Here is a 21,420-nt window from a genome sequence, read left to right on the forward strand (position 1 = left end):
CGGTGCCTGCCACGCGGCGGCCCGACCCGGGCCTGCGCCCGACCCTCCCCACCCAGCCCGTGGCCGGCCGGCAGACCGGTGGCCGAGCCAGTACGTCGAGAGGCTCCACGATGACCGCGCCCCCCAGCCCCGTGGCGGTACCGGCCGCCGTCCCGCCGGCGCCGTCCCCCGCTGGTGGGCACGTCGGCCTGACCGCCCACCCGTCCGCGCTGCCGGTCTGGGGGGAGACGGACAACTCCGCGCTGGTGTGCCGGCAGGTCCTCGACGTCACCCACGACGTCAAGACGTTCCTCTTCGAGTCGGAGCACCCCGCGCTGTTCCACTACGACCCCGGCCAGTTCATCACCCTGCGACTGCAGATCGGCGGCCGCGCGATCGACCGGTGCTACACGATCTCCACGCCACCGACGCGGCCCCATCTGATCGGGATCACGGTCAAACGACAGCCCGGAGGGCTCGTCTCCACCTGGCTGCACGACACCATGGGCCCCGGCCGGCGCATCTCGGCCGACGGACCGTTCGGGCTCTTCTCGGCCGCCCGCCATCCGGCCGGCAAGTACCTGTTCCTGTCGGCAGGCAGCGGCATCACCCCGCTCATGTCCATGACGCGCACGCTGTTCGACCTCGGCTCGCACACCGACGTCCTGTTCGTGCACAGTGCGCGGACGCCGTCCGACATCATCTTCCGGCGTGAGCTCGACGTGATGGCGAGCGCGGCGCCGACCATCCGCGTCGCCCACGTCTGCGAACGGGACTCCCCCCGGGAGCCGTGGGTCGGGCTGCGCGGCTTCCTGAGCGGCGAGATGCTGCGGGTGCTCGCGCCCGACCTCCACGAGCGCGCCGTGTTCTGCTGCGGACCCGCCCCGTACATGGCCGCGGTCCGCCGGATGCTCGTCGCGGCGGGCTTCGACATGGCGCGTTACCACGAGGAGTCCTTCTCCTTCGAGGACCTCCCGGTCGAGGAGCCGCCGGCGCGCGTGGACACCGATGGCGCGGACGAGTCCCGACCGCCGAGCGCTGGAGGGCGGACCGTCGCCTTCACCGTCGAGTTCGTCCGTAGCGGTCGCACGTTCCGCTGCGGTGCCGACGAGAACGTCCTGGACGCGGCGTGCGAGGCCGGGTTGACCCCTGCCTCGTCCTGCGGCCAGGGCATGTGTGGCACCTGCAAGACGACCATCCTCTCCGGCACCGTGGACATGCAGCACCAGGGCGGGATCCGGCCGCGCGAGATCGCGCAGGACAAGCTGCTCATCTGCTGCTCGAAGCCGCTCAGCGACCTCCGGATCGACGCCTGACTCGCCCGTCCACGCCGGTTCACCGGCTCAGCGCCCGCCACCCCGGCCCGAGGGCGGCCTCGGGTTCGCCGTCCGCAGGAGGACCGTGCGACGCAGGCGGGCAGCCCATCGCCGGCCTCAGCGACGGCTGAGCACGCGACGGGCTCCGCGCCGCCCCGCCAGCCGCGCTCGGGGTGGCCGTGGCGGTGCGGGATCTCGTCAGCCGCCGCGAGGACGTGTGTGGCCAGGCCTGGGATCGTGTCCTCGTCGACTCCGGCTCCGACCACGCCCACTTCTGCCGGCCATCGTCGTCGCCGACGCCGGCGGCTCGTTGCGGCTGGCCGCACCCGCGCCGGCCGGCTCCGCGTCGCGGGCGGTGCTGGCCGGGAACGCTCCCGACGAGCTGCCCGGACCCCTCCGGGGAAGGCCGAGTCCGACGGGTGGTCGACGTCGTCAGCGGGCCGGGCTCTCCCGGCGCTCGTCGATGTCGCACAGCTTGGCACCCGACCGCATCTCGCCGAGGTGGCTCCGCAGTGCCGCGGTGCGCGCCTCGGCCTCGGCGACCAGGACGTCCGCGACACGCCCCCAGTCCTCCGGCTGCGGGTCGGCCGGCAGCGCGGCGAAGACGTCGGCGATCTCCCGCACGGTCAGCCCGACCCGCTGCGCCACCTTCGCCACCTTGATGCGGCACGCCGCACTGTCGTCGAAGCGCCGCTGATCGCCGGCCGTGCGGACGGCGGTGACCAGGCCGTGCTTCTCGTAGAAGCGCACCGCCGAGGGCGCGACCCCGCTGGCGGTGGCGACGTCGCTGACGGTGAACGGGCTGTCACGGGAGGCGGTGGGAGTGGCGGTGGTGGTCACCACACCAGTCTCCGCTTGACCTCAACATACGTTCAACGCGGAGGGTGGCCGCATGACCACTCCACCCACGGTGAGCCGGGCCGCCGAGCGCGACCAGCCCCTCCGGATCGCCGTCCTCGTCGCCAGCACGCGCACCGAGCGCGTCGGCCTGACCCTGGGCGAGTGGGCGGCGGAGCGGGTCGCGTCCACCGGTGCGGAGGCCGCCCTCGTCGACCTCGCCGACGTCGTCCTGCCCGACGACGCGCTGCTGCAGCCCGGCGGCGGGCCTCGCTCCCCCCTGGCCGACCGCATCGACCGCGCCGACGCCTACGTCGTCGTCACCCCCGAGCACAACCACAGCTACCCCGCGGCCCTCAAACGCGCGATCGACTGGCACTACGCCGAGTGGATGTTCAAGACGGCGACCGTGCTGTCCTACGGCGTCCAGGGCGGGCTGCTGGCCACCGAGCACCTGCGCGGCGTCCTCGCCGAGTTGTCCGTGGTCACCACCCGGCGCGTCGTCGGCCTGCGAGCGCCGTGGAACGACGTCGACAGCGGGGCCTTCGCGCCGCCGGACGGTGTCACACCGGCGTTCGACGAGGCGGTGCGCGAGCTGACCTGGTGGGCGGAGACCCTGCGCACCGCGCGGCGCGAGCGCCCGTTCCGGCGCTGAACCATCCCCACCACCACAGAGGAGTCACCGTGTCCGACACCCGATCTCCCGAGCGCCGTCCCACGCTCGGCTCGCCACCTGCCCTCCCCGACGCCGAGGCCCTGCGCGTCGTCGACGGCTTCGTCGCCGAGCTCCAGCAGGGCATCGACCAGCACGACGCCGTCGTCTACAACCGGCACTTCGCCGAGGACGTCGCCTGGGGCGGCCCGTTCGGCGCCGCCGTCCACGGCTACGAGCCGCTGCACGCCATCCACCGGCGGCTGCAGGCCGCCGGCGTCGGTGGGCCGGCGTCGCGCTACGAGGTCGTCAGCGTCCTCGCGCCCTCCGCCGACCTCGTCCTCGCGCACGTGGCCCGCCGGACCCTGGACGACGACGGAGCGCCCCTCCCACCGTCGGCCGCCGACGCCCAGCCCTTCTCGGAGATGGCGCTGTACGTGCTGGTGCGCCGGGGCGAGGAGTGGTGGTTGGCCGCGGGACAGAACACCCCCATCCGCCCCGGCGGAGCAGCCCCCAGCTCCTGACCGCGCGACAGCCCGCAACGCCGACGATCCCCGCCGCGGTCGCGCAACAGGCTGGACGCGGTCTCGCGCTCATCGCCCGTCGCAAGCCGCGGGCGTGTCGAGTCCGGCGTCGGCAGCGCTGCCGCGGCACCGCCGCGCACCACGGGTTCGACCGCGCCGACGCCGTCCCACGCTGACCTCCCTGCACCCCTGGGCTGTCGGATCTGCCCGTGGCAGGGTCGTCGGGGTGGGGACCACCGTGGAGGAGCTGCTGGGGCGTCACGTCGAGGCCGGCACCGTACCGGGCGCGGTTGCGCTGCTCGGCTCCGATGACGCGCCGGTGGTGACCGCCGGCGTGGCCGCCGTGGGGGGCGGTCCGATGCGCGAGGACGCGATCATGCGCATCCAGTCGATGACCAAGCCGATCACCTCGGTCGCTGCGCTGCGCCTGGTGGAGACGGGCCGACTCGGGCTCGACCAGGGGCTGGAGGAGTGGCTGCCCGAGCTCGCGGACCGCTGCGTCCTGTCCAGCCCCACGGCCGAGCTCGGCGACACCGTGCCGGCCCACCGCTCCATCACCCTGCGCCACCTGCTGACGAATGCCTCGGGCTACGGGATGGCGCTCGTCGACTCCCCGCTGCAGCGAGCGATGGCCGACAACGGCACCGAAGCCGGTCCGGAGCCCGTGATCCTGGGTGCCGAGGAGTGGCTCGCTCGACTCACCGAGCTCCCGCTCGCCTTCCAACCGGGAGAAGGGTGGCGGTACCACCACTCGTTCGGCCTGCTCGGGATCCTCATCACCCGACTGACCGGTCGGTCGCTCGGGCAGCACCTGGCCGAGGACCTCGTCGGACCGCTCGGGATGACCGACACCGCCTCGTGGGTGCCCGAGGACGAGCTCCACCGGTTGCCCGCGGCCTACCGCCACGGCGAGGACGGTCTGGTCGAGACCGAGCCTGCCGGCGGTGGCTTCTACGCCGGACCAGCACCCTTCGACGTCAGCCACGGCGAGCTGGTCTGCACCGCGCGTGACTTCCACCGCTTCGCCCGGATGCTCGCCGCCGGCGGCCGGGTCGACGGAGAGCCGATGGTCTCGGCGGACCACCTGCGGCAGATGACCAGCGATCAGGTGCCGGCCGGGAACAAGACGCCGGAGAGCTTCTTCCCCGGCTTCTGGGAGGGGATGGGCTGGGGGTTCGGCGTCGGAGTGCGAACACAGGGACCACAGCGCGGCCGGTATGGCTGGTCCGGCGGCCAGGGGACCGACTTCTTCGTCGATCCGGACGGAACGGTCGGCATCCTCCTCACCCAGGTCGAGTTGGGACCACAGATGTCCGCCCTGATCGAGGAGTTCCAGGCACTGCACCCACCGTCTCGCTGAACCGTCGGCGCACGACCGCCTCGAAGAACTCGACCCGCCGGGTTCCCGGGGCCGCTCACGGCCCACGTCCGGCGCGTGAGCGGACTGGTGCTGGAAGCGGCAGGCGACGGGCGGCTTCCTGGCGTCGACCCGTTCCGGGAGCCCTCAGGGGCCGTTCCGGATCTCTGGACGGCCCTGGTCCGCCTCCAGATGGCACACCGTCCTGCGGACCGGCTGCGGACATCGACCGGACTCGCTCCGCATCTCGACGAGGCGGCGTCCACCGGAACGGGATCCACGTCCTGGCGTTCTCGGCGGACGTGGTCGGCTGCTGGCGGCTTGCCCCCTCCCCCTTCGCAGTCAGACCTGCTTCACGGCGGCTGCCGGCAGGCCAGCGCGACGAGCGGCTCGACCAGGTCGGCGGGTGGGGGCATCGCTGCGATCTCCGCCGCCACCTCCTGCGCCTTCCATCTCAGGACGGGATCGCCGACCAACTGTTCGAGCGTCGCGGTGGTGATCTCCTTCGCGGGCACGGCGAGCCCGGCGCCCCGAGCGGCGATCAGCCGTGCGTGCACGGTGCGGTCACCGGCGCCGGGCACCACGACCTGCGGCACGCCGGCGGCCAGTGCGCTCATCACCGAGCCCGCACCCCCGTGGTGGACCAGGCCCGCGACGCCAGGGAGGACGTCGGCGAACGGCACCCAGCCCGTGATCGTGACGTTCGCCGGCAGGGGACCACGGGCGACGCCACGATCGGGGCGCACGAGGACGACGTCGACCTCGGTGCCCCTGGCCGCCGCCACCACGCGGGCCATCATCCGGTCGGGTCGGGGGTCGGCCACCGTGGACCGGCTGACCAGCACGACGGGCCGTCTGCCGGACGTGGGAAGACTCGTGGTCCCGTCGCCCCGCACCGTTGCGGGCACGTACCGCATGGACCGGCCACGCCGCTCGCCGACCACGCTCGGTGGGATGGCGACCACCGCGTCTGCTGGTTCGGGGATCGTGTCGAGGCCGTACCGGCGGGCCAGTCCGCCCAGGCGAGGTGTGACCGCGGAGAAGAGCTCGCGGCAGTCGAAGAGCAGCGCGTCGACGAAGACCGACGGCACCCCGAGGCGCGCCGCCACCAGCGCACCCAGCGGCGCCAGCCCCTCGTGCAGCACCAGCTCCGGCCGCCAACCATCGACGAGGGCCACCGTGCGTTCGGTCATGCGCTCGGCCAGAGGGGCGAACGTGTAGCCGAGTGAGGACGTGCCGTCCTGCCCGGCCAAGACGCGCCGCATCCGCAGCGGGTGCGGCAGCAGAGCACGCAGGAAGGTCCGCTGCACGTTCAGGCCCGGGGCGACGTCCTGGACCGCAACACCCACCTTGCGTGCCGCGTCGACGCCGTCCTCGGCAGTGGCGAAGAGGACGTCGTGACCGGCATCCCGGAACGCCAGAGCGAGCGGGACCAGTGGCAGCACGTGGCCCACCATCGGAGACGCGACGAACAGCGCCCGCATACCCCCAGACTCATCGTGTCGGGGATCTGGGACAAGGGAGTACAGCGCCACGTGCCTCCCAGGAGCCGACCCGGACCCTCGACGACGCCGGGCTGCTGCGGATCCGCTGGACCCTCTCCCGGACCTCCAGAGGGCTGCAGCCCGACGAAACCGAGAGCGACGGCTCCCGCCGGACGTGCGCCTCCCCCGCTCGGCCATCGAGGCGCTCCGCGCCCACTGGACCCGGCAACTGGAGGAACAGCACGACCGTTGCGGTTCGCCGTCATGTGTCCGCGCTGGAGAACCGGCCACGGCAGGTGCACGGACGTCTACACGGCGCGGTCGACGGGCTCGTGGGGCCCATGGCGTGGACGTCGGTGCCGGCGTGGCCGCTGGTCGTCTGGGACGGTGTGCGGTCACCGGCGGAGAGGCCGAGTCCCACGATCTCGGCTCCCATCCCGTCGGGACGGGGACGAGCCCGGGACGGGGGCGACGATGAGCCAGGACCCTGGCTGCCGGATCATCATCCGGCCCGACGAGGGCGCACGAGTGCACGGGATGGACCTGGTCCACAAGGTCGACGACGGGTGTTTCGACGGTCGTCTGCTCATCATGGAGGGCCGCGTCTCCCCGGGTGAGCTCGTTCCGCCGCACACCCACACCCGTGAAGACGAGTGCTCCTACGTCGTCTCCGGAGAGGTGGTGTTCCAGGTGGGTGAGGACATCGTCACAGCTGCGGCCGGCAGCTACGTGATCAAGCCTCGCGGCGTGCCGCACGCCTTCTGGAACTCCGGTACGGAGCCCGCACGGGTGATGGAACTGCACGTGCCGGCGACGTTCGCCCGCTACTACGACGAGGCCGGCGCCATCTTCGCGGACTCCGCGATGAGCGAACGGGAGCGACGTGAGGCCCTCGAAGCGCACCACGCCCGGTACGGCGTGACCTTCCACTGGGACCGCGTTGCGGATCTCGCCGATCGCTTCGGCGTCAAGCCGTGAGCCGCTCAGGCCCGTCCCGAGACGGCCGGTGACCCGGGCACGCGGCCGAGGTGAGCAGGCCCTGCGCATGACCGTCGACGTCTTCGACGGCGACCGCGAGCGGCCCGTCGAGTGGTCACGGCTACTGGGCGCGCTGGTCCCGGACAGCCACTCGTGAGCGCGCCGGGCGCGGGCAGCCTCGTCGTCGTCACCGGTGCCGACCGGGGCATCGGCCTGGAGGTGGTCCGCGTGCTGGCCCGGCGTGGAGTGCGCACCGTGCTCGGCTCCCGGGACGCCCTGGTCAACGACGCCGGCGCTCACTACGACACCGGGCAGTCGGCCGTGGGGGCGGACCTGCGGGTGGTGCAGGAGGCGCTGGCCGTCAACACCGTCGGGCCGTGGCGGACGGCGATCGCACTGGCCCCCTGCTGCGCCGAGGCGGGCGGATCGTCAACGTCTCCAGCGGCGCGGGGTCCTTCGGGGAGACCGGCGGCAGCGGCGGCGTCCGGGCGTACTCGGTGTCCGAGGCCGCGCTGGACGTGCTCACCGTCAAGCTCGCCGCCGACCTCCGCGGGCGCGGCGTCCCGGTCAACGCCGTCTGTCCCGGCTGGGTGGCCACCGACATGGGCGGCCCAGGTGGGCGACCGGTCGAACAGGGTGCGGCGAGCGTCCTGCACGCCCTCGACCTACCCGACGACGGACCGACCGGGGGCTTCTTCCGCGACGGCCACCGCATCCCGTGGTAGGCGGACCCACCGCCAGACGGCCGGGCGCCGGCACCGGTAGCGCTCGACCCGTGGACCGGGCCCTACTCCTGCACGGTCCTCCCAGACGTGCTGTCCTGCCCGGGCTGTGACGACGTCCCCCGTCCACGCCCTGCGGCGGGCGGGCTCGCAGCGACCGCATCGGCGAAGCGCGCCAGCGCCGAGCCGAGGAGGTACAGGTCCGCGGCCGACCAGTCCGCGACCACCCCGCTCAGCCAGCCGAGGCGGGCGGCCGTCGCCCGGGCGCGCAGTGCGCGGCCGGCGTCGGTGAGACGGAGCGCGGCCCGGCGCCCGTTCACCGTCGAGGCATCGCGACGGACCAGCCCCGCGGCCGCCGTCCGTTCGACCAGACGGCTCGCGGTGGACGGTTCCACGTCGAGGAAGGCAGCCACGTCACCGACCGTCACCTCGACGGCGTCCGCCTCCGCTCGGGCACAGGCCTCCACCACCAGCACGCTGGACATCTCCACGCGCCGGCCGAGGTCGTCGGTGACATGGGCGCGCGAGGCCGTCCACAGCCGGCGGAGTCGGACGAGCGCGTCGTCGAGCAGCTCCAGGTCCACTCGCTCCACCCCCTCCACATGTGTAGGGTACACATGACGGATCAGGATCACGGAGAGGAGCTGCGGTCGTGCGGATCGCCGTGCTCGGAGCGACGGGGGCGACCGGCCGGCTGCTGGTCGAGGAACTCCTGCGGCGCGGCCACACCGTCGTCGCGCTGACCAGGACCCGCCGGGCAGCTGGACCCGACGCCGCGACCTGGGTGGCAGGAGACGCCCGCGACCCCGACGCCCTGAGCGCCGTGGTCAGCGGTGGTGACGCGGTGGTGTCCGCACTCGGGCCGCACCGAGGCGACCACACGTTGCACCGCGACGTCGCACCACTGCTCGTCGCCGCGATGCGGAAGGCGGGCGTCCGGCGGTTCGTCGGCGTCAGTGGAGCGGGCATCGACGTCCCCGGCGACCACAAGTCCCGGCGCGATCGCGCCATCTCCGCCTTGCTGCAACGGCTCGGCGGACGGACCGTCGAGGACAAGGCACTCGAGCAGGAGACGTGGGCGGCCAGCGGCCTGGACTGGACACTCGTACGGGCACCGCGCCTGGTCGACGGACCGCCGACGGGGAGGGTCGAGCACTCCGCCACCCACTCCCCGCGCCGCACGTCGATCACCCGGGCCGACCTCGCCGCCTTCCTCGCCGACCTGCTGGACCGGCCCGACTACGTCGGGCAGGCGCCGCTGGTCGCCGGGCGGTGACCGGCCCCCGCCCGATGCGGGCCGTGCGACTCGTCCGCACCGGCCAGACGGTGGCACCCCGCGTCGCCGAGGTGCCCGCGCCTGCGCCACCGGCCGGCAGCCAGGTGCTCGTACGGGTCGCCGCGTCGAGCATCAACGGCACCGACCTCGGACTGCTGCACGGAGGTCGGCTGTTCCGGGCGTCGAGCGGCGGCCGCGCCGCCCCTGGCTTCGACGTCGCCGGTGAGGTCCTGGCGTGCGGGCCGACGGTCACCGGCTTCAGCGTCGGTGACCGCGTCATGGCTCTCATCGGTCACACCGGCGGCGGGATGGCCGAGCTGGTCCTCCTCCCCCAGCACCGCATCGCCCGGGCACCCCGCACGGTCGATCTCCGGCAGGCGGCGGGGATCCCCCTCGCCGGACTGACCGCGCTGCAAGCGCTGCACGGCCGGGCCGCGCTGCCCGCACGGTCCGCCCCGCGGGTCCTCGTCGTCGGGGCGGCCGGGGGGATCGGTGCCTACGCCGTACAGCTCGCCCGGCTCGCCGGGGCCCACGTCACCGCCGTCGCCGACGACGACCGTGCGGACTTCGTCCGCGACCTCGGCGCCCACGTCGTCCTCGACCGCCGTCGGGACGACGTCCTCGCCGGGAGGCAGCGGTGGGACGTCGTGCTCGACGCACCCGGAGCGCTGCGGTTCACCGCGGTGCGGACCGCACTGACGTCCCACGGTGTCCTGGTGTCCACCCGGCCGCTGTCTCCCGACACGGTGCGCGGCCTGCGCCCGGGCGGCGGACCGCGCGCAACGGCCGTCGCGACGCGGCGGTCACCGGTCGACCTCGCCCACCTCGCCCACCTCGTCGACACCGGCCGCCTGCGCGTCCCTCTCGACCGCGTCGTGACGCTGGAGGACGTCGCCTCCGGTCTCGAGCACGCCGGCTCCGGACAGCTGCGCGGCAAGGTCGTCGTCGCGATGGCCCCGCCGCCGCCTGGTCATGTCGTCGCGTGACCGCACCTGCAGCCGGCGATGCAGCGACCGGACGGCCGCCTCCACGGCGAGGCTGGTCGAGCGAGCCACCAACGACCTGATCGAGCTGTCCGCCTCCGTCACGATCCGGCGGATCAACTCGTCGACGGCGGGGAGGTTCGTGGACCGGGCCGGCGACCCTGATCGCGTCGTCGACGTGACCCACCGCTGACCGACGAGGCGAGGACGTAGCGGGCCTTCGGCGCAGCCGATGTCGTCCTCCCGCTGCCAGTGGCACGCCACTGGCGATGAGTCGCGGCCTCGCACCCGGTCGAATGAGGCATGACGACCGGAGTGATCGACCCCAGGTACGGCGATCCGTCGGCGACCCCGCCCCCGTGGGGCGTCATCGAGCGCTTCCTGATGGACGCGCAGCTCTACTGGATCATCACCGTCCGTGCGGACGGGCGTCCGCATGCGGTACCGCTCGTGGGCGTCTGGCAGGACGGCGCCTTTGCGTTCTGCACGGGCCCTGACGAGCAGAAGCAGCGCAACCTCGACGCCAACCCGCACGTGGCGGTGACGACCGGGAGCACGGGCGCCAACGGCTGGAACAGGGGGAAGGACGTCGTGGTCGAGGGCACCGCGGTGCGCGTGACGGATGCCGAGGCGCTGCGGACACTGGCGACCGCGTGGTTCGCCAAGTACGGCGACGACTGGGAGTTCGCCGTCCGCGGCCAGGAGTTCGTGGAGATCAGCGACTCCGGGGCGAGCACCGAGGGCGGCGCACGGGTGTACCGGGTGGCTCCGCACAAGGTCATCGCCTTCGGCGACGGGCACGGCCAGACGACGTACCGCTTCTGAGGCCGCGGCGAGGGCGATCCCGCCCTTCGCAGTGATCGCGAGCCGCGCGGAGCGCCTCCGTGTAGAACCGGCGCATGCATCACGTCGCCGTGCTCGACGACTACCAGTCGGCCGCCGCCCGCTTCGCCGACTGGTCCCTGGTACCGGGGCCGGTCGACGCGGTCGAGTTCTCCGACCATCTCGGCGACGAGGACGCCCTGGTCGATCGGCTGACCCCCTTCGACGTCGTCGTCGCCATGCGCGAGCGGACGCCGTTCCCCCGCGCCCTGATCGACAGGCTCCCCAACCTCCGTCTGCTCGTCACCACCGGCAGGCGCAACGCCTCCATCGACGTCACCGCGGCGGCCGAACGCGGGATCACCGTCTGTGGCACGGCCTCGCATGCGGCAGGCCCGGTCGAGCTGACGTGGGCACTGGTCCTCGCGGTCGCCCGCCACGTTCCGCAGGAGCACGCCTCGATCCGCGCCGGCGGCTGGCAGGGGACCGTCGGTACCGACCTGGCCGGAGCAACTCTGGGCGTCCTCGGTCTCGGCCGGCTGGGGGAGCGTGTCGCCAGGATCGGCCAGGCGTTCGACATGGACGTCATCGCCTGGAGCCAGAACCTCAGCGACGAACGGAGCGCCGAGGTCGGCGTCCGCCGGGTCGACAAGGACGAACTGTTCGCGACCGCCGACGTCCTCACCATCCACCTCGTGCTGTCCGACCGCACTCGTGGGATCGTCGGCCGCGAGGAGCTGGAGCAGATGAAGCGCTCCGCGATCCTGATCAACACCGCTCGCGGGCCGATCGTCGACGAGGCGGCTCTCCTGGGTGCACTGGGCAGCTCCGGCATCGCTGGTGCCGGACTCGACGTGTTCGACACGGAGCCGCTGGAGCTGAGCCATCCGCTCCGCAGCGCCCCGAGGACCGTCCTCACGCCGCACCTCGGATACGTCACGGAGAAGACGTACGACATCTTCTTCCGCGAGGCCGTGGAGGATGTGGCCGCCTTCATCGCCGGACGCCCGATCCGTGTCCTCACGTGAACGGAGCCTCGGTCCGCGCTCAGGCCGATGACGACGTCCACGCCGACCAGCGCGCCGGGTAGCTCGCCGCAGACGCACGCGGGGCTCGTCAGCTCGGCCACCGTCGCACCCGGGATCGACGACGGCCCTCCCCACTCGAGCCCGCTGTCGCCGCAGTCATCGCCGTCCTCGTCCGGGCCGTCGTCGTCTCACAGGCCGCCCTCAGGACGCCCGCGCAGGTAGCCCGACCGCAGGACAGTCGGCTGTCGCAGCCGGCCCTGCAGCCCTGCTGCCCGCCCCGGCGCGGGCACTCGTACTGGTACGGGGACCTCACCGGCGGCGCGCACGCCTCACTGGACCGCCCGGTGACGGGACCGGACGGGCTCGACCAGTGCGCCGGGGCACGTCGAGGTGCGTGCCGGGACGGGAGTCGGGGACTGTGAGACGCAGATGTGCCGGAGCCCGAGCAGAGGGTCCACGGCGATCAGTGCCACGATGCGGGGAGCTGGACGTAGGTGCGGTCCAGGTCCGCGATCCGAGTGGCACCGATCAAGGACATCGTGGTGTCGATCTCGGTCCTCAGGATGTCCAGCACGGCGTCGACGCCCGCTTCACCCCCGGCAGCCAGTCCGTACAGCGCCGCGCGTCCGATCAGGACGGCGGAGGCCCCCAGACAGACGGCCTTGACGATGTCGGCCCCGGTTCGGAATCCGCTGTCGACGAGGACAGGGCTGTCCACCTTCGCGAGAACGCCCGGCAACACCTCCATGGTGCTCGGGCCCTCGCCCAACTGACGGCCGCCGTGGTTGGACACGATGATGCCGTCAGCACCGCAATCGACCGCACGCGCGGCGTCGTCGGGATGGAGAACGCCCTTGACGAGGAGGTCGTGCGGCCAGAGCCTCCGTAGCCAGGCGAGATCTCGCCAGGTGAAGCTCGCGTCCAGCTGCCGACGCAGCAGCGCGTGCGCGGCATCGGTACCGGTTGCCGCCGAGGCCGTGAGGTTCGCGAGCTCGGGCATGCCCGAGCGGAGGAAGCGTGTGCTCCACCCAGGATGCCTGGCGCCATCGAGGAGGATGCGTGGGGTCATCCGCAACGGGAGGCCGAAGCCGTTGCGACGATCGCGGTGACGCAGGCCGTTGACGGGCACGTCCACGGTGAGGACCAGCGTGCTGTATCCGGCGGCGAGTGCCCGAGCGACCAGCTCCTCGGCCAGACCCCGTTCGACCACGTAGAGCTGGAACCACAGATCCCCGTCCGCCTCGCGAGAGACCTCTTCGATGGTGTTCTGCGCGGGGGTGGAGAGCACGAAGGGGATGCCCGCGCGTGCCGCTGCTCGCGCGAGGAAGACGTCGCCGCCGGGGCGGATCGCACCGTTGAGCCCCGTCGGGGCGATGGCCAGCGGTGCGGAGTGCTGGCGCCCGAACAGCGTCGTCCGCTGGTCGCGCACGGACACGTCGCGCAGGTAGCGGGGGCGGAGCCGGACCGCGGTCAGACTGTCGCGGTTGCGCGCCAGCAGGGACTCATCACCGGCGCCCCCTTCGAGGTGGTCGTAGAGCACGGCGGGCAGGACCCGGCGCGACTTCCGCCGGTAGTCCTCCACCGTGACCAGATCGGTCATGCTCCGCCGTCCGTCCTCCGCCGTCCGTCGTCGGCCGTGGCCGGCTCGAGACTTGCCGGTGATGTGGGAACGGTCGCCCGCGCACGCCGTCCGAGCGGGCAGCGACGGCTCCAGCCGGGCCCGGTCCGCATCCGGGAGCGCCCTCGACCGGCGCTGTCGCGTCCGGCGCTCACTCGAAGACGACGGTCCGGTTCCCGTGGATGATGACGCGGTTCTCGGTGTGCCAACGCACAGCGTGCGAGAGGGCCCGGGTCTCGGCCTCCCGACCCCGGGCGGCGAGCTCCTCCGGGCTCAGCGAGTGGTCGACGCGGATCATCTCCTGCTCGATGATCGGGCCCTCGTCCAGGTCCGCGGTGACGTAGTGCGCCGTCGCACCGATGAACTTGACACCGCGGGCATGCGCCTGGTGGTACGGACGGGCGCCCTTGAAGCTCGGCAGCATCGAGTGGTGGATGTTGATCGCCCGGCCCTCGAGCTGGTGGCACAGGCCGTCGGAGAGGATCTGCATGTAGCGAGCCAGGACCACGAGGTCGACCCGCTCCCCACGCACGATGTCGAGGAGCGCCGCTTCGGCCTCGGGTTTCGTCTCGCGGGTCACCGGGATGTGCCGGAAGGGGACGCCGTAGAAGTCGGCGATGCCGTTCAGGTCGGGGTGGTTGGACACGATCGCGACGACGTCGAGGTTGAGCTCGCCGATCGAGTTGCGGAAGAGGAGGTCGTTGAGGCAGTGCGCGTACTGGCTGACCATGATCAGCACGCGCTGCCGCTCGGCCGCGTCGGCCATCCGCCAGGTCATCCGGAAGTGCTGGGCCGTCTCCTCGAAGGCCCGGCACAGACGGGCGAAGTCGAGTGGAGCGCCGTCGACGTGCGCGAACTCGACGCGCATGTAGAACATGCCGCTCGCGGCACTGTCGAACTGGTGGCTCTCGACGATGGTGCACCGCTCCTGCACGAGCAGTCCGGACACCGCGTGCACGATGCCCGGGGCATCCTCGCAGGACAGCACCAGGACGCCGTGCTGAGCGTCGGCGGGCCTCGTCATCACGCCTCCTCCCAAGGATCCGTTCCCCGGAGCCGATCGGCCCGCCGCATCCGGGTCGACCCCGGCGACCCGGTGGGACCACTGAGCCGGGTCGTCGAGGACCGGTGCTCCCCGAACCTAGTCACCGGAGGGGTGTGACGGATGCCGCAGATGACCTCTCCCGGATGGCAGGACGTGTCGTCTCGGCCGCGACAATCGACGTGGGCGCGGCGTCCTGCGGTCGGCGAGCCGTCGCCATCCGGGCGCCCCGCAGCAGTCGGGGGGTTGCCGGCCGGCGAGCCGGGGCTCCGTGCCGGCACTCACGACCTGGCGGCACGGTGGAGGCGCCGGCGGCCGAGGCGGCGACGAGGTGCGCCGTCGGCGGGTCGACCGGTGGACGGCCCGGCAGTCGGCGACGCCTCCCCTCCGATGGCCCCGGCGTCTCCGCGACCGTGTTGCTCCTCGCACGAGGACGTGGGCACCCTGTGCCGATCAGCGCTGCCGCTGGGGCACTGCCGACCCGCGCGAGCACCCGGAGGACGAGTGACCGAGATGTACGCCCGATCGACCACGATCCACGGCGACCCGCGGTCGGTGGACGCCGTGATCGCCTACGTCGGTGACGAGGTCATGCCGGCGGTCGGGGGGATGGATGGCTGCGTGGGCCTGTCGATGCTCGCCGACCGCGACTCGGGCCACTGCATCGTCACGACGTCCTGGCGGGACGAGGCGGCGATGCGCTCCAGCCGGGAGGGCGTCCGGTCGTCCGCGGAGCGCACCGCCGAGATCCTCGGTGGCCGGCCGGAGGTGCAGGAGTGGGAGATCGCCGCGATGCACCGGGTGCGCGAGGCCCAGCAAGGGTCCCGATCCCGCGTCACCTGGCTCCGCACCGAGCCCGACGCCGTCAACCGTGCCGTGGACGCCGTCCGTCTGTCACTGATGCCGAAGCTCGACGACCTACCCGGGTTCTGCAGTGTCAGCATCATGGTGCGCCGTGCTGACGGGCTCACCGTGGCGGCCGTCTCCTACGACAGCCGGGCGCACGTCGAGCAGGCGAGCGAGGGGGCGCGGGAGTTCCGGGAGGAGTTCGCCCCCGCCATGGGCATCGAGGTCGTCGCCACCGCCGAGTTCGACGTCGCGATCGCGCACCTGCGGGTACCCGAGACGATCTGACCGTCCGGTGGGCGACGACCGGCCCCCGGTCCGACCGGGACGCGACGGAGACCGTCTCCCGGCCCGTGACGTGCCGATCGACGACACCCACGTCGGTCCCGCGGGGCGTGCGGTCACCGCCCCAGGGCCTGCAGCGCCGCGTCGAGCCGGGGGTAGACGCGCCTGACGTTGCCCTCGAAGACCGCGGTGCGCGCCTCGTCGTCGAGGGCTGACGCCTCGACGTAGCGTCGGGTGTCGTCGTAGTGGTGGCTGGTCCGCGGGTCGACACCACGCACCGCGCCCACCATCTCGGACCCGAAGAGGACGTTCGAGGTGTCCACCACGTCCAGCAGCAGGTCGATCCCCGGCTGGTGGTAGACGCAGGTGTCGAAGAAGACGTTGCCCATGACGTTGGACTCCACCGGCGGCTGTCCGAGCATGTCGGCCAGCCCGCGATACCGGCCCCAGTGGTAGGGCACCGCTCCCCCGCCGTGCGGGATCACCAGCCGCAGGTCCGGCAGGTCGGTGAACAGGTCACCCTGGACGAGCTGCATGAAGGCCGTCGTGTCGGCGTTGATGTAGTACGCGCCCGTCGCGTGGAACACCGGGGTCGCCGAGGCCGAGACGTGCACCATGGCCGGCACGTCGAGCTCGACCATCGCCTCGTAGAACGGGTACCAGTAGCGGTCGGTCAGGGGCGGAGAGGTCCAGAAGCCACCGCTGGGGTCGGGGTTGAGGTTGCAGCCGACGAAGCCGAGTTCCTCCACGCACCGGCGCAGCTCGGCGATCGACGCCTGCAGGTCCGCGCCCGGCGACTGCGGCAGCTGGCAGACGGGGACGAACCGGCCGGGGTGGAGGGTCGCCACGCGGTGCACGAGGTCGTTGCACCGGCGCGACCACTCCAGGCTCACCGCCGCGTCGCCGACGTGGTGCGCCATCGCGGAGGCACGCGGCGAGAACAGCGTGACGTCGATGCCCCGCTCGTCCATCAGCCGGAGCTGGCTCGACTCGATCGTCTCCCGGATCTCGTCGTCGCTGATGGCCGGGTAGGCCGGCGGCGTCGTCCCCGCCCCCCAGGCCGTCACCTGCTGCTCGCGCCATGCGGTGTGTGCGGCCGGCGCCGTCGTGTAGTGGCCGTGACAGTCGACGATCACGGGATCTCCGTCTCCCAGCCGACGGCCAGCTCGTTCCGCCGGCCGAAGCGCTCGAGGTGGTCGCCGAGGACGTGCTGGATGCGGGCCATGGTCTCCTCGTCCGGCGCCTCGGCCCGGAGCGTGAGCACCCCGTCGCCGACGGCGACGGTGCCGACTCCGTTGCCGATGGCCGCCGACGACACCGCACCGTCGGTCCGCCAGGTGAGCCGCCGGCTGGTGTGGCTGATCAGCTGCTTCGCGTACCTGGCCGGCGCGTCCGTGGTGACCTCGGCCGTCGCCACCAGGCCACCCGTCGGCGCGTCGCGCAGCTCCACCAGGAGGTCGCGCGCGGCAGGGGCGACGCGGGCCGGGACGCCCAGCTCCCGGAGCTGCTCGGTGGCGGCCGCCATCTCGTCGGCCCGGCGCCGGGCGTGGGTCCGCGTGCCCTCGACCAACCGGTCGACCGTGCGCTCGTCGAAGCCCGCGAGCTCCGCGGCGATGTTCGCGCGGAGCCAGGCCTCACAGCCGGCCGCCTCGGCACCGCGCAGGGCCTCCACGACGGCGGCGGCGAGCCCCTTGTAGAAGACGCTGCGCAGCAGCTTGCGCGAGATGGCGGTGCCCACCGGGCCCGGCTGGACGTCGATGTCGGCACCCAGGCCGGCGAGGAGCTGGGCGTACCGGTCGGCCGCCTCGCCCGACACCAGCATCGGCGTGCGCAGGCCCTTGCCCGGTACCGGCGACATCAGCGCCACGTCGACGACCGGGACGCCGTGCTCCCTCGCCCGCTCGGCCAGAGCGACCTTCAGTCCGGGGCTGGCGGTGTTGAGGTCGGCCCACAGGGTGCCGGCGCGCACCACGGGCAGCGCGTTCTCCAGTGCCGTCATCGCGTCGTGCGCGCTGTTGACGCTGAGCACCAGGTCGGCGTCGGCCACTGCTTCGGCCTCGCTGCCGCGCGACCGGACCCCGTCGACGGGGATGGCCAGGGGGTCGTAGCCGCGGACGTCGGCCCCGGCCGCGGCCAGGTCGCGCGCGATCTCCGACCCGGCCTCGCCGAGCCCCAGGACGGCGATGCGCGTGCTCACGGCACCGCCCGGACCGGCGGCGTGCCGTGCGTGTGGAAGGTGTCGATGGTCTTCAGGCCCCAGGCCTGGCCCTTGGCGCGCTCGGCCTCGGACCAGTCGATGGGCTGCCAGTCGGGCGCGAACACGAGCCGGGCGGCCGGGTTGTCCAGCTCGATCCGGTTGCCGGCCGGCTCCCAGACGTAGAGGAAGAAGCTCTGCTGGATGGTGTGCTTGTGCGGCCCGGTCTCGATGTGGACGCCGTGCTCCAGCGCCAGGTCCGCCGCCCGGATGACGTCGTCGCGGCTGTCGACGGCGAAGGACACGTGGTGCAGTCGGCCGGAGGTGCCGGTGTTGTCCCGGGTCCAGACCGCGTCGTAGCCCTTGTTGGTGAACGTCGTCCAACTGCCGGCGACGCCGTCGTCCAGCACGATCTGCTCGGTGACCATCCCGCCGAGGGTGTCCCGCGCGAAGTCGCGGTTGGCCACGACGTCGACGCCCAGGAAGTTGACGTGGTCGATCCGCCGGACGCTCACCCCGCGGCCGGGATAGGCCTGTGCCTGGTTCTTCAGCGCCGGCACGAGGTCGCCCGTCGGCCGGTACCACTCCGTCTCGTAGTAGACGCCCATCTCGTGCCCGTCGGGGTCGGTGAAGACGTACACCGGCCCGTAACCGGGATCGCCGTCCTGCCAGCCCCGGCCCAGACCGGTCGCCTCGATGGCGGCCACCCGTCGCTGGAGGGCCGCCGGGGTGCTCGCCCGGAAGTTCGTCCGGCCCACGCCGGGCTGCGGGGCCGCGGTGAGCTTGACGGTGGTGTTCTCGTAGTCGTCCCACGCGCGCAGGAACACCGAGTCCCCGGACGAGCCGTTCTCGGTCATGCCGAGGTAGCGCACGAAGAAGTCGAGGCTCTCCTCCGGCTTGTCGGTGAGCAGCTCGACGTGGGCGAGGTGCGCGATGTCGTGGAGCGGCGGCACGGGGCTCTCCTTCGGGTCGGGCGTCGTGCGGGGGCGGACGGTGGGGCAGCAGGGTCCTCCCTCAGGCCCGAGGGAAGGCGGTGCCGTCGAAGAGCTTGCGGGCGGTCCGGACGACCCCCGATCGGACGGCGCGCGGCGGGGTCGCCGAGCTGTCGACGACGACGTCGACGAGGAGGTGACCGGTCGGGTGCTCGACGTCGATCTGCGAGGTCTCCCGCGGCCACGCGGCGGTCAGCTCGTGGCCGACCGCGCCCGGGAGCAGCAGCCCGGTGGCCACGCTGACCGCGCCGAGCACACCGATCGAGGAGTGCGGCTGCACCGGGATGAACGACCGGGTGCACACCTGCCCGCCGTCGCGGGGCGCGGCGATCAGGACCGTCTTCGGCACCGAGGCGGCGGCGACGTCCCCGAGGCCCATGATCTGGGCGGCCTTGCGGCGGAAGGCATCGACGCGCTCGAGGAGCGGGGCGTCGGCGGCGAGCTGCTCGTGGGACTCGTAGCCGGTGAGCCCGAAGGACCCGGCCAGGGCGAGGACGACCGGCATGCCGTTGTCGACGCAGGTCACCTCGATGCCCTCCACCGTGTCGCGGACGTGGCCTGTGGGCAGGAGGGCGCCGGTCGCGGACCCTTCCGTGTCGGTGAACGCGAGGACCACCGGGGCGGCGGTTCCCGGCACGCCCGCGATCGCCACGTCGCCGCGGTACTCCACCCGGCCCCCCGGGGTCGGGAAGGTGGCGATGGCGACGCTGTCGGAGTTCACCATCCGGATCCGCACGCTGGTCTCGTCCGCGCCGGCGGGCACCAGGCCGCGCTCCACGGCGAAGGCACCGACGCCGGCCAGGATGTTCCCGCAGTTCTGCCGGTCGCTGACCGTCGCCTCGTCGACGCCGAGCTGGAGGAACAGGTAGTCGACGTCGACTTCCGGGTCGTCCGACGGCGAGACGACCGCCACCTTGCTGGTCAGGGAGGTGGCACCGCCGAGCCCGTCGATCTGCCGCGGGTCCGGGGTGCCCACGAGCCGCAACAGCAGGTCGTCGCGCGGTGCGGGGTCGGCGGGCAGGTCCTTCGCCTCGAAGTACAGGCCGCGGGAGGTGCCGGCGCGCAGCATCGTGCAGCGGACGCCGGTGTCGTCGTAGGTCGCGGGCCGGTTCACCGCTCGCCCTCCGCGTACTCCTCGTAGGGGACGTACTCGATGCCGAACTCGCCGAGGCGGTCGCGCAGGCCGTACCGGTCCAGGCCGAGCTCCCCCTGCTGGAAGGCGGCGCGGCTGGCGGCCTCCTTGTCGGTCCGCGCCTGCGACGCGGTGAGCGCGCGCGGCACGTCGACCCGCGGCACCACCATCACGCCGTCGTCGTCGGCGACCACGACGTCCCCCGGGTGGATGGTCTGGCCGCCGAGCACGATCGGGACGTTCACGGCACCGGCCGTCGCCTTGACCGAGCCCTGCGCGCTCACCGCGCGGGACCAGGCCGGGAACCCCATCTCCTGGAGCTCGGCGACGTCGCGCACGCCGCTGCCCAGCACCACGCCCCGGACGCCGCGGTGCGCCAGGGCGGTGGCGAACAGCTCCCCGAACAGCCCGTCGGTGGACGGCGAGTTGGTCGCGACGACGAGCACGTCACCGGCCCGGCACTGCTCGACGGCGACGTGGATCATCAGGTTGTCCCCCGGCCAGCACAGCACGGTGACGGCGCTGCCGCCGATCCGCGCACCGGGCCAGGCCGGGCGGAACTCCGGTCCCAGGTAGCCGATCCGGCCCACCGCCTCGTGCACGGTGGCGACGCCGAAGCCCCCGAGCTGCTCGGCGTGCCCCGCGTCGGCGCGCGGCGGATCGGTGACGACGACGGTCCTCATACGAGACCTCCGGTCTGCTCGACGGGCTCGGTCAGCGCGTCGATGATGCTGCGGACGTGGGCGACGGCGGCCACTTCGGCCCGATCGGGGTCGCGGGCGGCGACGGCGTCCACCAGGTCGCTCAGTTCCCGCAGGCTCACGCGGGGCCGCCCGGGTCGCAGCGAGAGCCGGAACTGGTGGCGCACCAGCTGGGCCTGCAGCCGACCGACGAGTCCTGCCGCGATGGGGTGGCGCGCGGCGTCGTGGACCATGGCGTGCAGCTGCTGGATGAGCTCCGAGTACTCGAGCAGGTCCTCCGAGTCGACCGCTTCTCCCATGGCGTGCAGGTGCGCGCGCAGACGGGCGATCTCGGCGTCGGTGATGCGCTCTGCGGCCTTGCCGGCCAGGAGGCCCTCGAGCGGCATCCGGCACTCGGTGATCGCGACCGCCTCGGCGGTGGACACGACGCGGACACGCGCGCCCCGGTGTGGGATCCGCTCCACGAGGCCTTCGGCGATCAGCGCGTCGATCGCCGAGCGGACGCTGCTGCGGTTGACGCCGATGAGCCCGGCCAGGTCGGCCTCGACCAGACGGTGCCCGGGGAGCAGGTCACCACGGGAGATCGCCGCCCGGAGCGCCTGCTCGGCGGAGTCGCGCGCCGCTGCTCCCACGCTCCGCCCCCTCTGCCCGC

At 73.0% G+C, this 21,420-nt stretch carries 22 protein-coding genes and 1 riboswitch; of the genes, 11 read left to right on the forward strand and 11 right to left on the reverse strand.

The window, feature by feature from the left end; translation table 11 throughout:
* The first annotated feature begins 110 nt into the window (after window positions 1-110).
* Window positions 111-1,295: an FAD-binding oxidoreductase gene (locus ABQ292_RS02810; protein WP_369202996.1), complete on the forward strand. Its 1,185-nt coding sequence runs from the start codon at window positions 111-113 to the stop codon at window positions 1,293-1,295.
* Window positions 1,296-1,727: 432 nt separating this feature from the next.
* Here ABQ292_RS02810 and ABQ292_RS02815 read toward each other — a convergent pair whose 3' ends face one another.
* Complete coding sequence (locus tag ABQ292_RS02815; protein WP_369202998.1) at window positions 1,728-2,135, reverse strand: MerR family transcriptional regulator; 408 nt, start codon at window positions 2,133-2,135, stop codon at window positions 1,728-1,730.
* 52 nt (window positions 2,136-2,187) lie between these two features.
* Here ABQ292_RS02815 and ABQ292_RS02820 point away from each other — a divergent pair, with 52 nt between their 5' ends.
* From ABQ292_RS02820 to ABQ292_RS02830, 3 genes are all read left to right on the forward strand, one after another.
* A complete protein-coding gene (locus tag ABQ292_RS02820) occupies window positions 2,188-2,787 on the forward strand; it encodes an NADPH-dependent FMN reductase (RefSeq protein ID WP_369203000.1) in 600 nt (199 codons plus the stop codon).
* Window positions 2,788-2,816: 29 nt separating this feature from the next.
* Window positions 2,817-3,308, forward strand: coding sequence for a Cif family virulence factor (locus ABQ292_RS02825; protein WP_369203002.1), 492 nt, complete (start codon window positions 2,817-2,819; stop codon window positions 3,306-3,308).
* A 226-nt stretch (window positions 3,309-3,534) separates the two neighbouring features.
* On the forward strand, window positions 3,535-4,668 hold the full coding sequence (locus tag ABQ292_RS02830) for a serine hydrolase domain-containing protein (protein ID WP_369203004.1): 1,134 nt from the start codon (window positions 3,535-3,537) through the stop codon (window positions 4,666-4,668).
* Window positions 4,669-5,018: 350 nt separating this feature from the next.
* Here the strand turns inward: ABQ292_RS02830 and ABQ292_RS02835 are convergent, their stop codons facing one another.
* Window positions 5,019-6,110 carry a glycosyltransferase gene (locus ABQ292_RS02835; protein WP_369203006.1) on the reverse strand — a complete coding sequence of 364 codons (1,092 nt, stop codon included), beginning with the start codon at window positions 6,108-6,110 and terminating at the stop codon, window positions 5,019-5,021.
* A gap of 576 nt (window positions 6,111-6,686) precedes the next feature.
* Here ABQ292_RS02835 and ABQ292_RS02840 point away from each other — a divergent pair.
* Both ABQ292_RS02840 and ABQ292_RS02845 read left to right on the forward strand, forming a co-directional pair.
* Window positions 6,687-7,127 (forward strand): cupin domain-containing protein, encoded by a 441-nt coding sequence (locus ABQ292_RS02840; protein WP_369203008.1) that lies wholly within the window; start codon window positions 6,687-6,689, stop codon window positions 7,125-7,127.
* Window positions 7,128-7,504: 377 nt separating this feature from the next.
* Window positions 7,505-7,852 carry an SDR family NAD(P)-dependent oxidoreductase gene (locus ABQ292_RS02845; RefSeq protein ID WP_369203010.1) on the forward strand — a complete coding sequence of 116 codons (348 nt, stop codon included), beginning with the start codon at window positions 7,505-7,507 and terminating at the stop codon, window positions 7,850-7,852.
* Window positions 7,853-7,914: 62 nt separating this feature from the next.
* On the opposite strand, the gene ABQ292_RS02850 is transcribed toward ABQ292_RS02845, so the two are convergent.
* Window positions 7,915-8,451: a MarR family winged helix-turn-helix transcriptional regulator gene (locus ABQ292_RS02850; protein WP_369203012.1), complete on the reverse strand. Its 537-nt coding sequence runs from the start codon at window positions 8,449-8,451 to the stop codon at window positions 7,915-7,917.
* Between the two features lie 50 nt (window positions 8,452-8,501).
* Here ABQ292_RS02850 and ABQ292_RS02855 point away from each other — a divergent pair, with 50 nt between their 5' ends.
* The 4 genes from ABQ292_RS02855 to ABQ292_RS02870 all read left to right on the forward strand — a co-directional run bounded on the left by ABQ292_RS02855 (window position 8,502) and on the right by ABQ292_RS02870 (window position 11,958).
* A complete protein-coding gene (locus tag ABQ292_RS02855; RefSeq protein ID WP_369203014.1) occupies window positions 8,502-9,125 on the forward strand; it encodes an NAD(P)-dependent oxidoreductase in 624 nt (207 codons plus the stop codon).
* Window positions 9,126-9,148: 23 nt separating this feature from the next.
* The gene (locus ABQ292_RS02860; RefSeq protein WP_369203016.1) at window positions 9,149-10,111 is read left to right on the forward strand and encodes an NAD(P)-dependent alcohol dehydrogenase; all 963 of its coding nucleotides are present in this window, start codon (window positions 9,149-9,151) and stop codon (window positions 10,109-10,111) included.
* A gap of 300 nt (window positions 10,112-10,411) precedes the next feature.
* Window positions 10,412-10,933: a pyridoxamine 5'-phosphate oxidase family protein gene (locus tag ABQ292_RS02865; protein WP_369203018.1), complete on the forward strand. Its 522-nt coding sequence runs from the start codon at window positions 10,412-10,414 to the stop codon at window positions 10,931-10,933.
* 74 nt (window positions 10,934-11,007) lie between these two features.
* Complete coding sequence (locus ABQ292_RS02870; protein WP_369203019.1) at window positions 11,008-11,958, forward strand: D-2-hydroxyacid dehydrogenase family protein; 951 nt, start codon at window positions 11,008-11,010, stop codon at window positions 11,956-11,958.
* A 463-nt stretch (window positions 11,959-12,421) separates the two neighbouring features.
* Here the strand turns inward: ABQ292_RS02870 and ABQ292_RS02875 are convergent, their stop codons facing one another.
* Window positions 12,422-13,558 (reverse strand): alpha-hydroxy-acid oxidizing protein, encoded by a 1,137-nt coding sequence (locus ABQ292_RS02875; RefSeq protein ID WP_369203021.1) that lies wholly within the window; start codon window positions 13,556-13,558, stop codon window positions 12,422-12,424.
* 169 nt (window positions 13,559-13,727) lie between these two features.
* Window positions 13,728-14,600, reverse strand: a complete 873-nt coding sequence (gene purU / locus ABQ292_RS02880; protein ID WP_369203023.1) for a formyltetrahydrofolate deformylase — start codon at window positions 14,598-14,600, stop codon at window positions 13,728-13,730.
* Between the two features lie 230 nt (window positions 14,601-14,830).
* Window positions 14,831-14,906: riboswitch (SAM riboswitch) on the reverse strand.
* Between the two features lie 225 nt (window positions 14,907-15,131).
* Between purU and ABQ292_RS02885 the strand changes: the two genes are divergently transcribed.
* Window positions 15,132-15,752, forward strand: coding sequence for an antibiotic biosynthesis monooxygenase (locus ABQ292_RS02885; protein ID WP_369203162.1), 621 nt, complete (start codon window positions 15,132-15,134; stop codon window positions 15,750-15,752).
* Window positions 15,753-15,865: 113 nt separating this feature from the next.
* Here the strand turns inward: ABQ292_RS02885 and ABQ292_RS02890 are convergent, their stop codons facing one another.
* The 6 genes from ABQ292_RS02890 to ABQ292_RS02915 form a co-directional block, all read right to left on the reverse strand.
* Complete coding sequence (locus tag ABQ292_RS02890) at window positions 15,866-16,885, reverse strand: amidohydrolase family protein (protein WP_369203025.1); 1,020 nt, start codon at window positions 16,883-16,885, stop codon at window positions 15,866-15,868.
* Window positions 16,882-17,946 (reverse strand): DUF2218 domain-containing protein, encoded by a 1,065-nt coding sequence (locus ABQ292_RS02895; RefSeq protein WP_369203027.1) that lies wholly within the window; start codon window positions 17,944-17,946, stop codon window positions 16,882-16,884. The genes ABQ292_RS02890 and ABQ292_RS02895 overlap by 4 nt, the downstream gene beginning before the upstream one ends.
* Entirely contained in the window at window positions 17,943-18,896 is a 954-nt protein-coding gene (locus tag ABQ292_RS02900; protein ID WP_369203029.1) for a VOC family protein, read from the reverse strand. The genes ABQ292_RS02895 and ABQ292_RS02900 overlap by 4 nt, the downstream gene beginning before the upstream one ends.
* 61 nt (window positions 18,897-18,957) lie before the next feature.
* Window positions 18,958-20,049 carry a 4-oxalomesaconate tautomerase gene (locus ABQ292_RS02905; protein ID WP_369203031.1) on the reverse strand — a complete coding sequence of 364 codons (1,092 nt, stop codon included), beginning with the start codon at window positions 20,047-20,049 and terminating at the stop codon, window positions 18,958-18,960.
* Window positions 20,046-20,750: a 4-carboxy-4-hydroxy-2-oxoadipate aldolase/oxaloacetate decarboxylase gene (locus ABQ292_RS02910; RefSeq protein ID WP_369203033.1), complete on the reverse strand. Its 705-nt coding sequence runs from the start codon at window positions 20,748-20,750 to the stop codon at window positions 20,046-20,048. Before ABQ292_RS02910 ends, ABQ292_RS02905 begins: the two co-directional genes overlap by 4 nt.
* Complete coding sequence (locus ABQ292_RS02915; RefSeq protein ID WP_369203035.1) at window positions 20,747-21,400, reverse strand: GntR family transcriptional regulator; 654 nt, start codon at window positions 21,398-21,400, stop codon at window positions 20,747-20,749. The genes ABQ292_RS02910 and ABQ292_RS02915 overlap by 4 nt, the downstream gene beginning before the upstream one ends.
* Window positions 21,401-21,420: the final 20 nt, after the last annotated feature.

It is taken from the genome of Geodermatophilus maliterrae, from assembly GCF_041018925.1.
Taxonomy (GTDB): domain Bacteria; phylum Actinomycetota; class Actinomycetes; order Mycobacteriales; family Geodermatophilaceae; genus Geodermatophilus; species Geodermatophilus maliterrae.

What these genes read in the sequence shown, in the direction of transcription:
- ABQ292_RS02870 (WP_369203019.1), top strand. Translation starts at nt 11,008, where the DNA reads ATGCATCACGTCGCCGTGCTCGACGACTACCAGTCGGCCGCCGCCCGC.
- ABQ292_RS02875 (WP_369203021.1), bottom strand. Translation starts at nt 13,558, where the DNA reads ATGACCGATCTGGTCACGGTGGAGGACTACCGGCGGAAGTCGCGCCGG.
- ABQ292_RS02820 (WP_369203000.1), top strand. Translation starts at nt 2,188, where the DNA reads ATGACCACTCCACCCACGGTGAGCCGGGCCGCCGAGCGCGACCAGCCC.
- ABQ292_RS02910 (WP_369203033.1), bottom strand. Translation starts at nt 20,750, where the DNA reads ATGAGGACCGTCGTCGTCACCGATCCGCCGCGCGCCGACGCGGGGCAC.
- ABQ292_RS02810 (WP_369202996.1), top strand. Translation starts at nt 111, where the DNA reads ATGACCGCGCCCCCCAGCCCCGTGGCGGTACCGGCCGCCGTCCCGCCG.
- purU (WP_369203023.1), bottom strand. Translation starts at nt 14,600, where the DNA reads ATGACGAGGCCCGCCGACGCTCAGCACGGCGTCCTGGTGCTGTCCTGC.
- ABQ292_RS02885 (WP_369203162.1), top strand. Translation starts at nt 15,132, where the DNA reads ATGTACGCCCGATCGACCACGATCCACGGCGACCCGCGGTCGGTGGAC.
- ABQ292_RS02865 (WP_369203018.1), top strand. Translation starts at nt 10,412, where the DNA reads ATGACGACCGGAGTGATCGACCCCAGGTACGGCGATCCGTCGGCGACC.
- ABQ292_RS02840 (WP_369203008.1), top strand. Translation starts at nt 6,687, where the DNA reads ATGGACCTGGTCCACAAGGTCGACGACGGGTGTTTCGACGGTCGTCTG.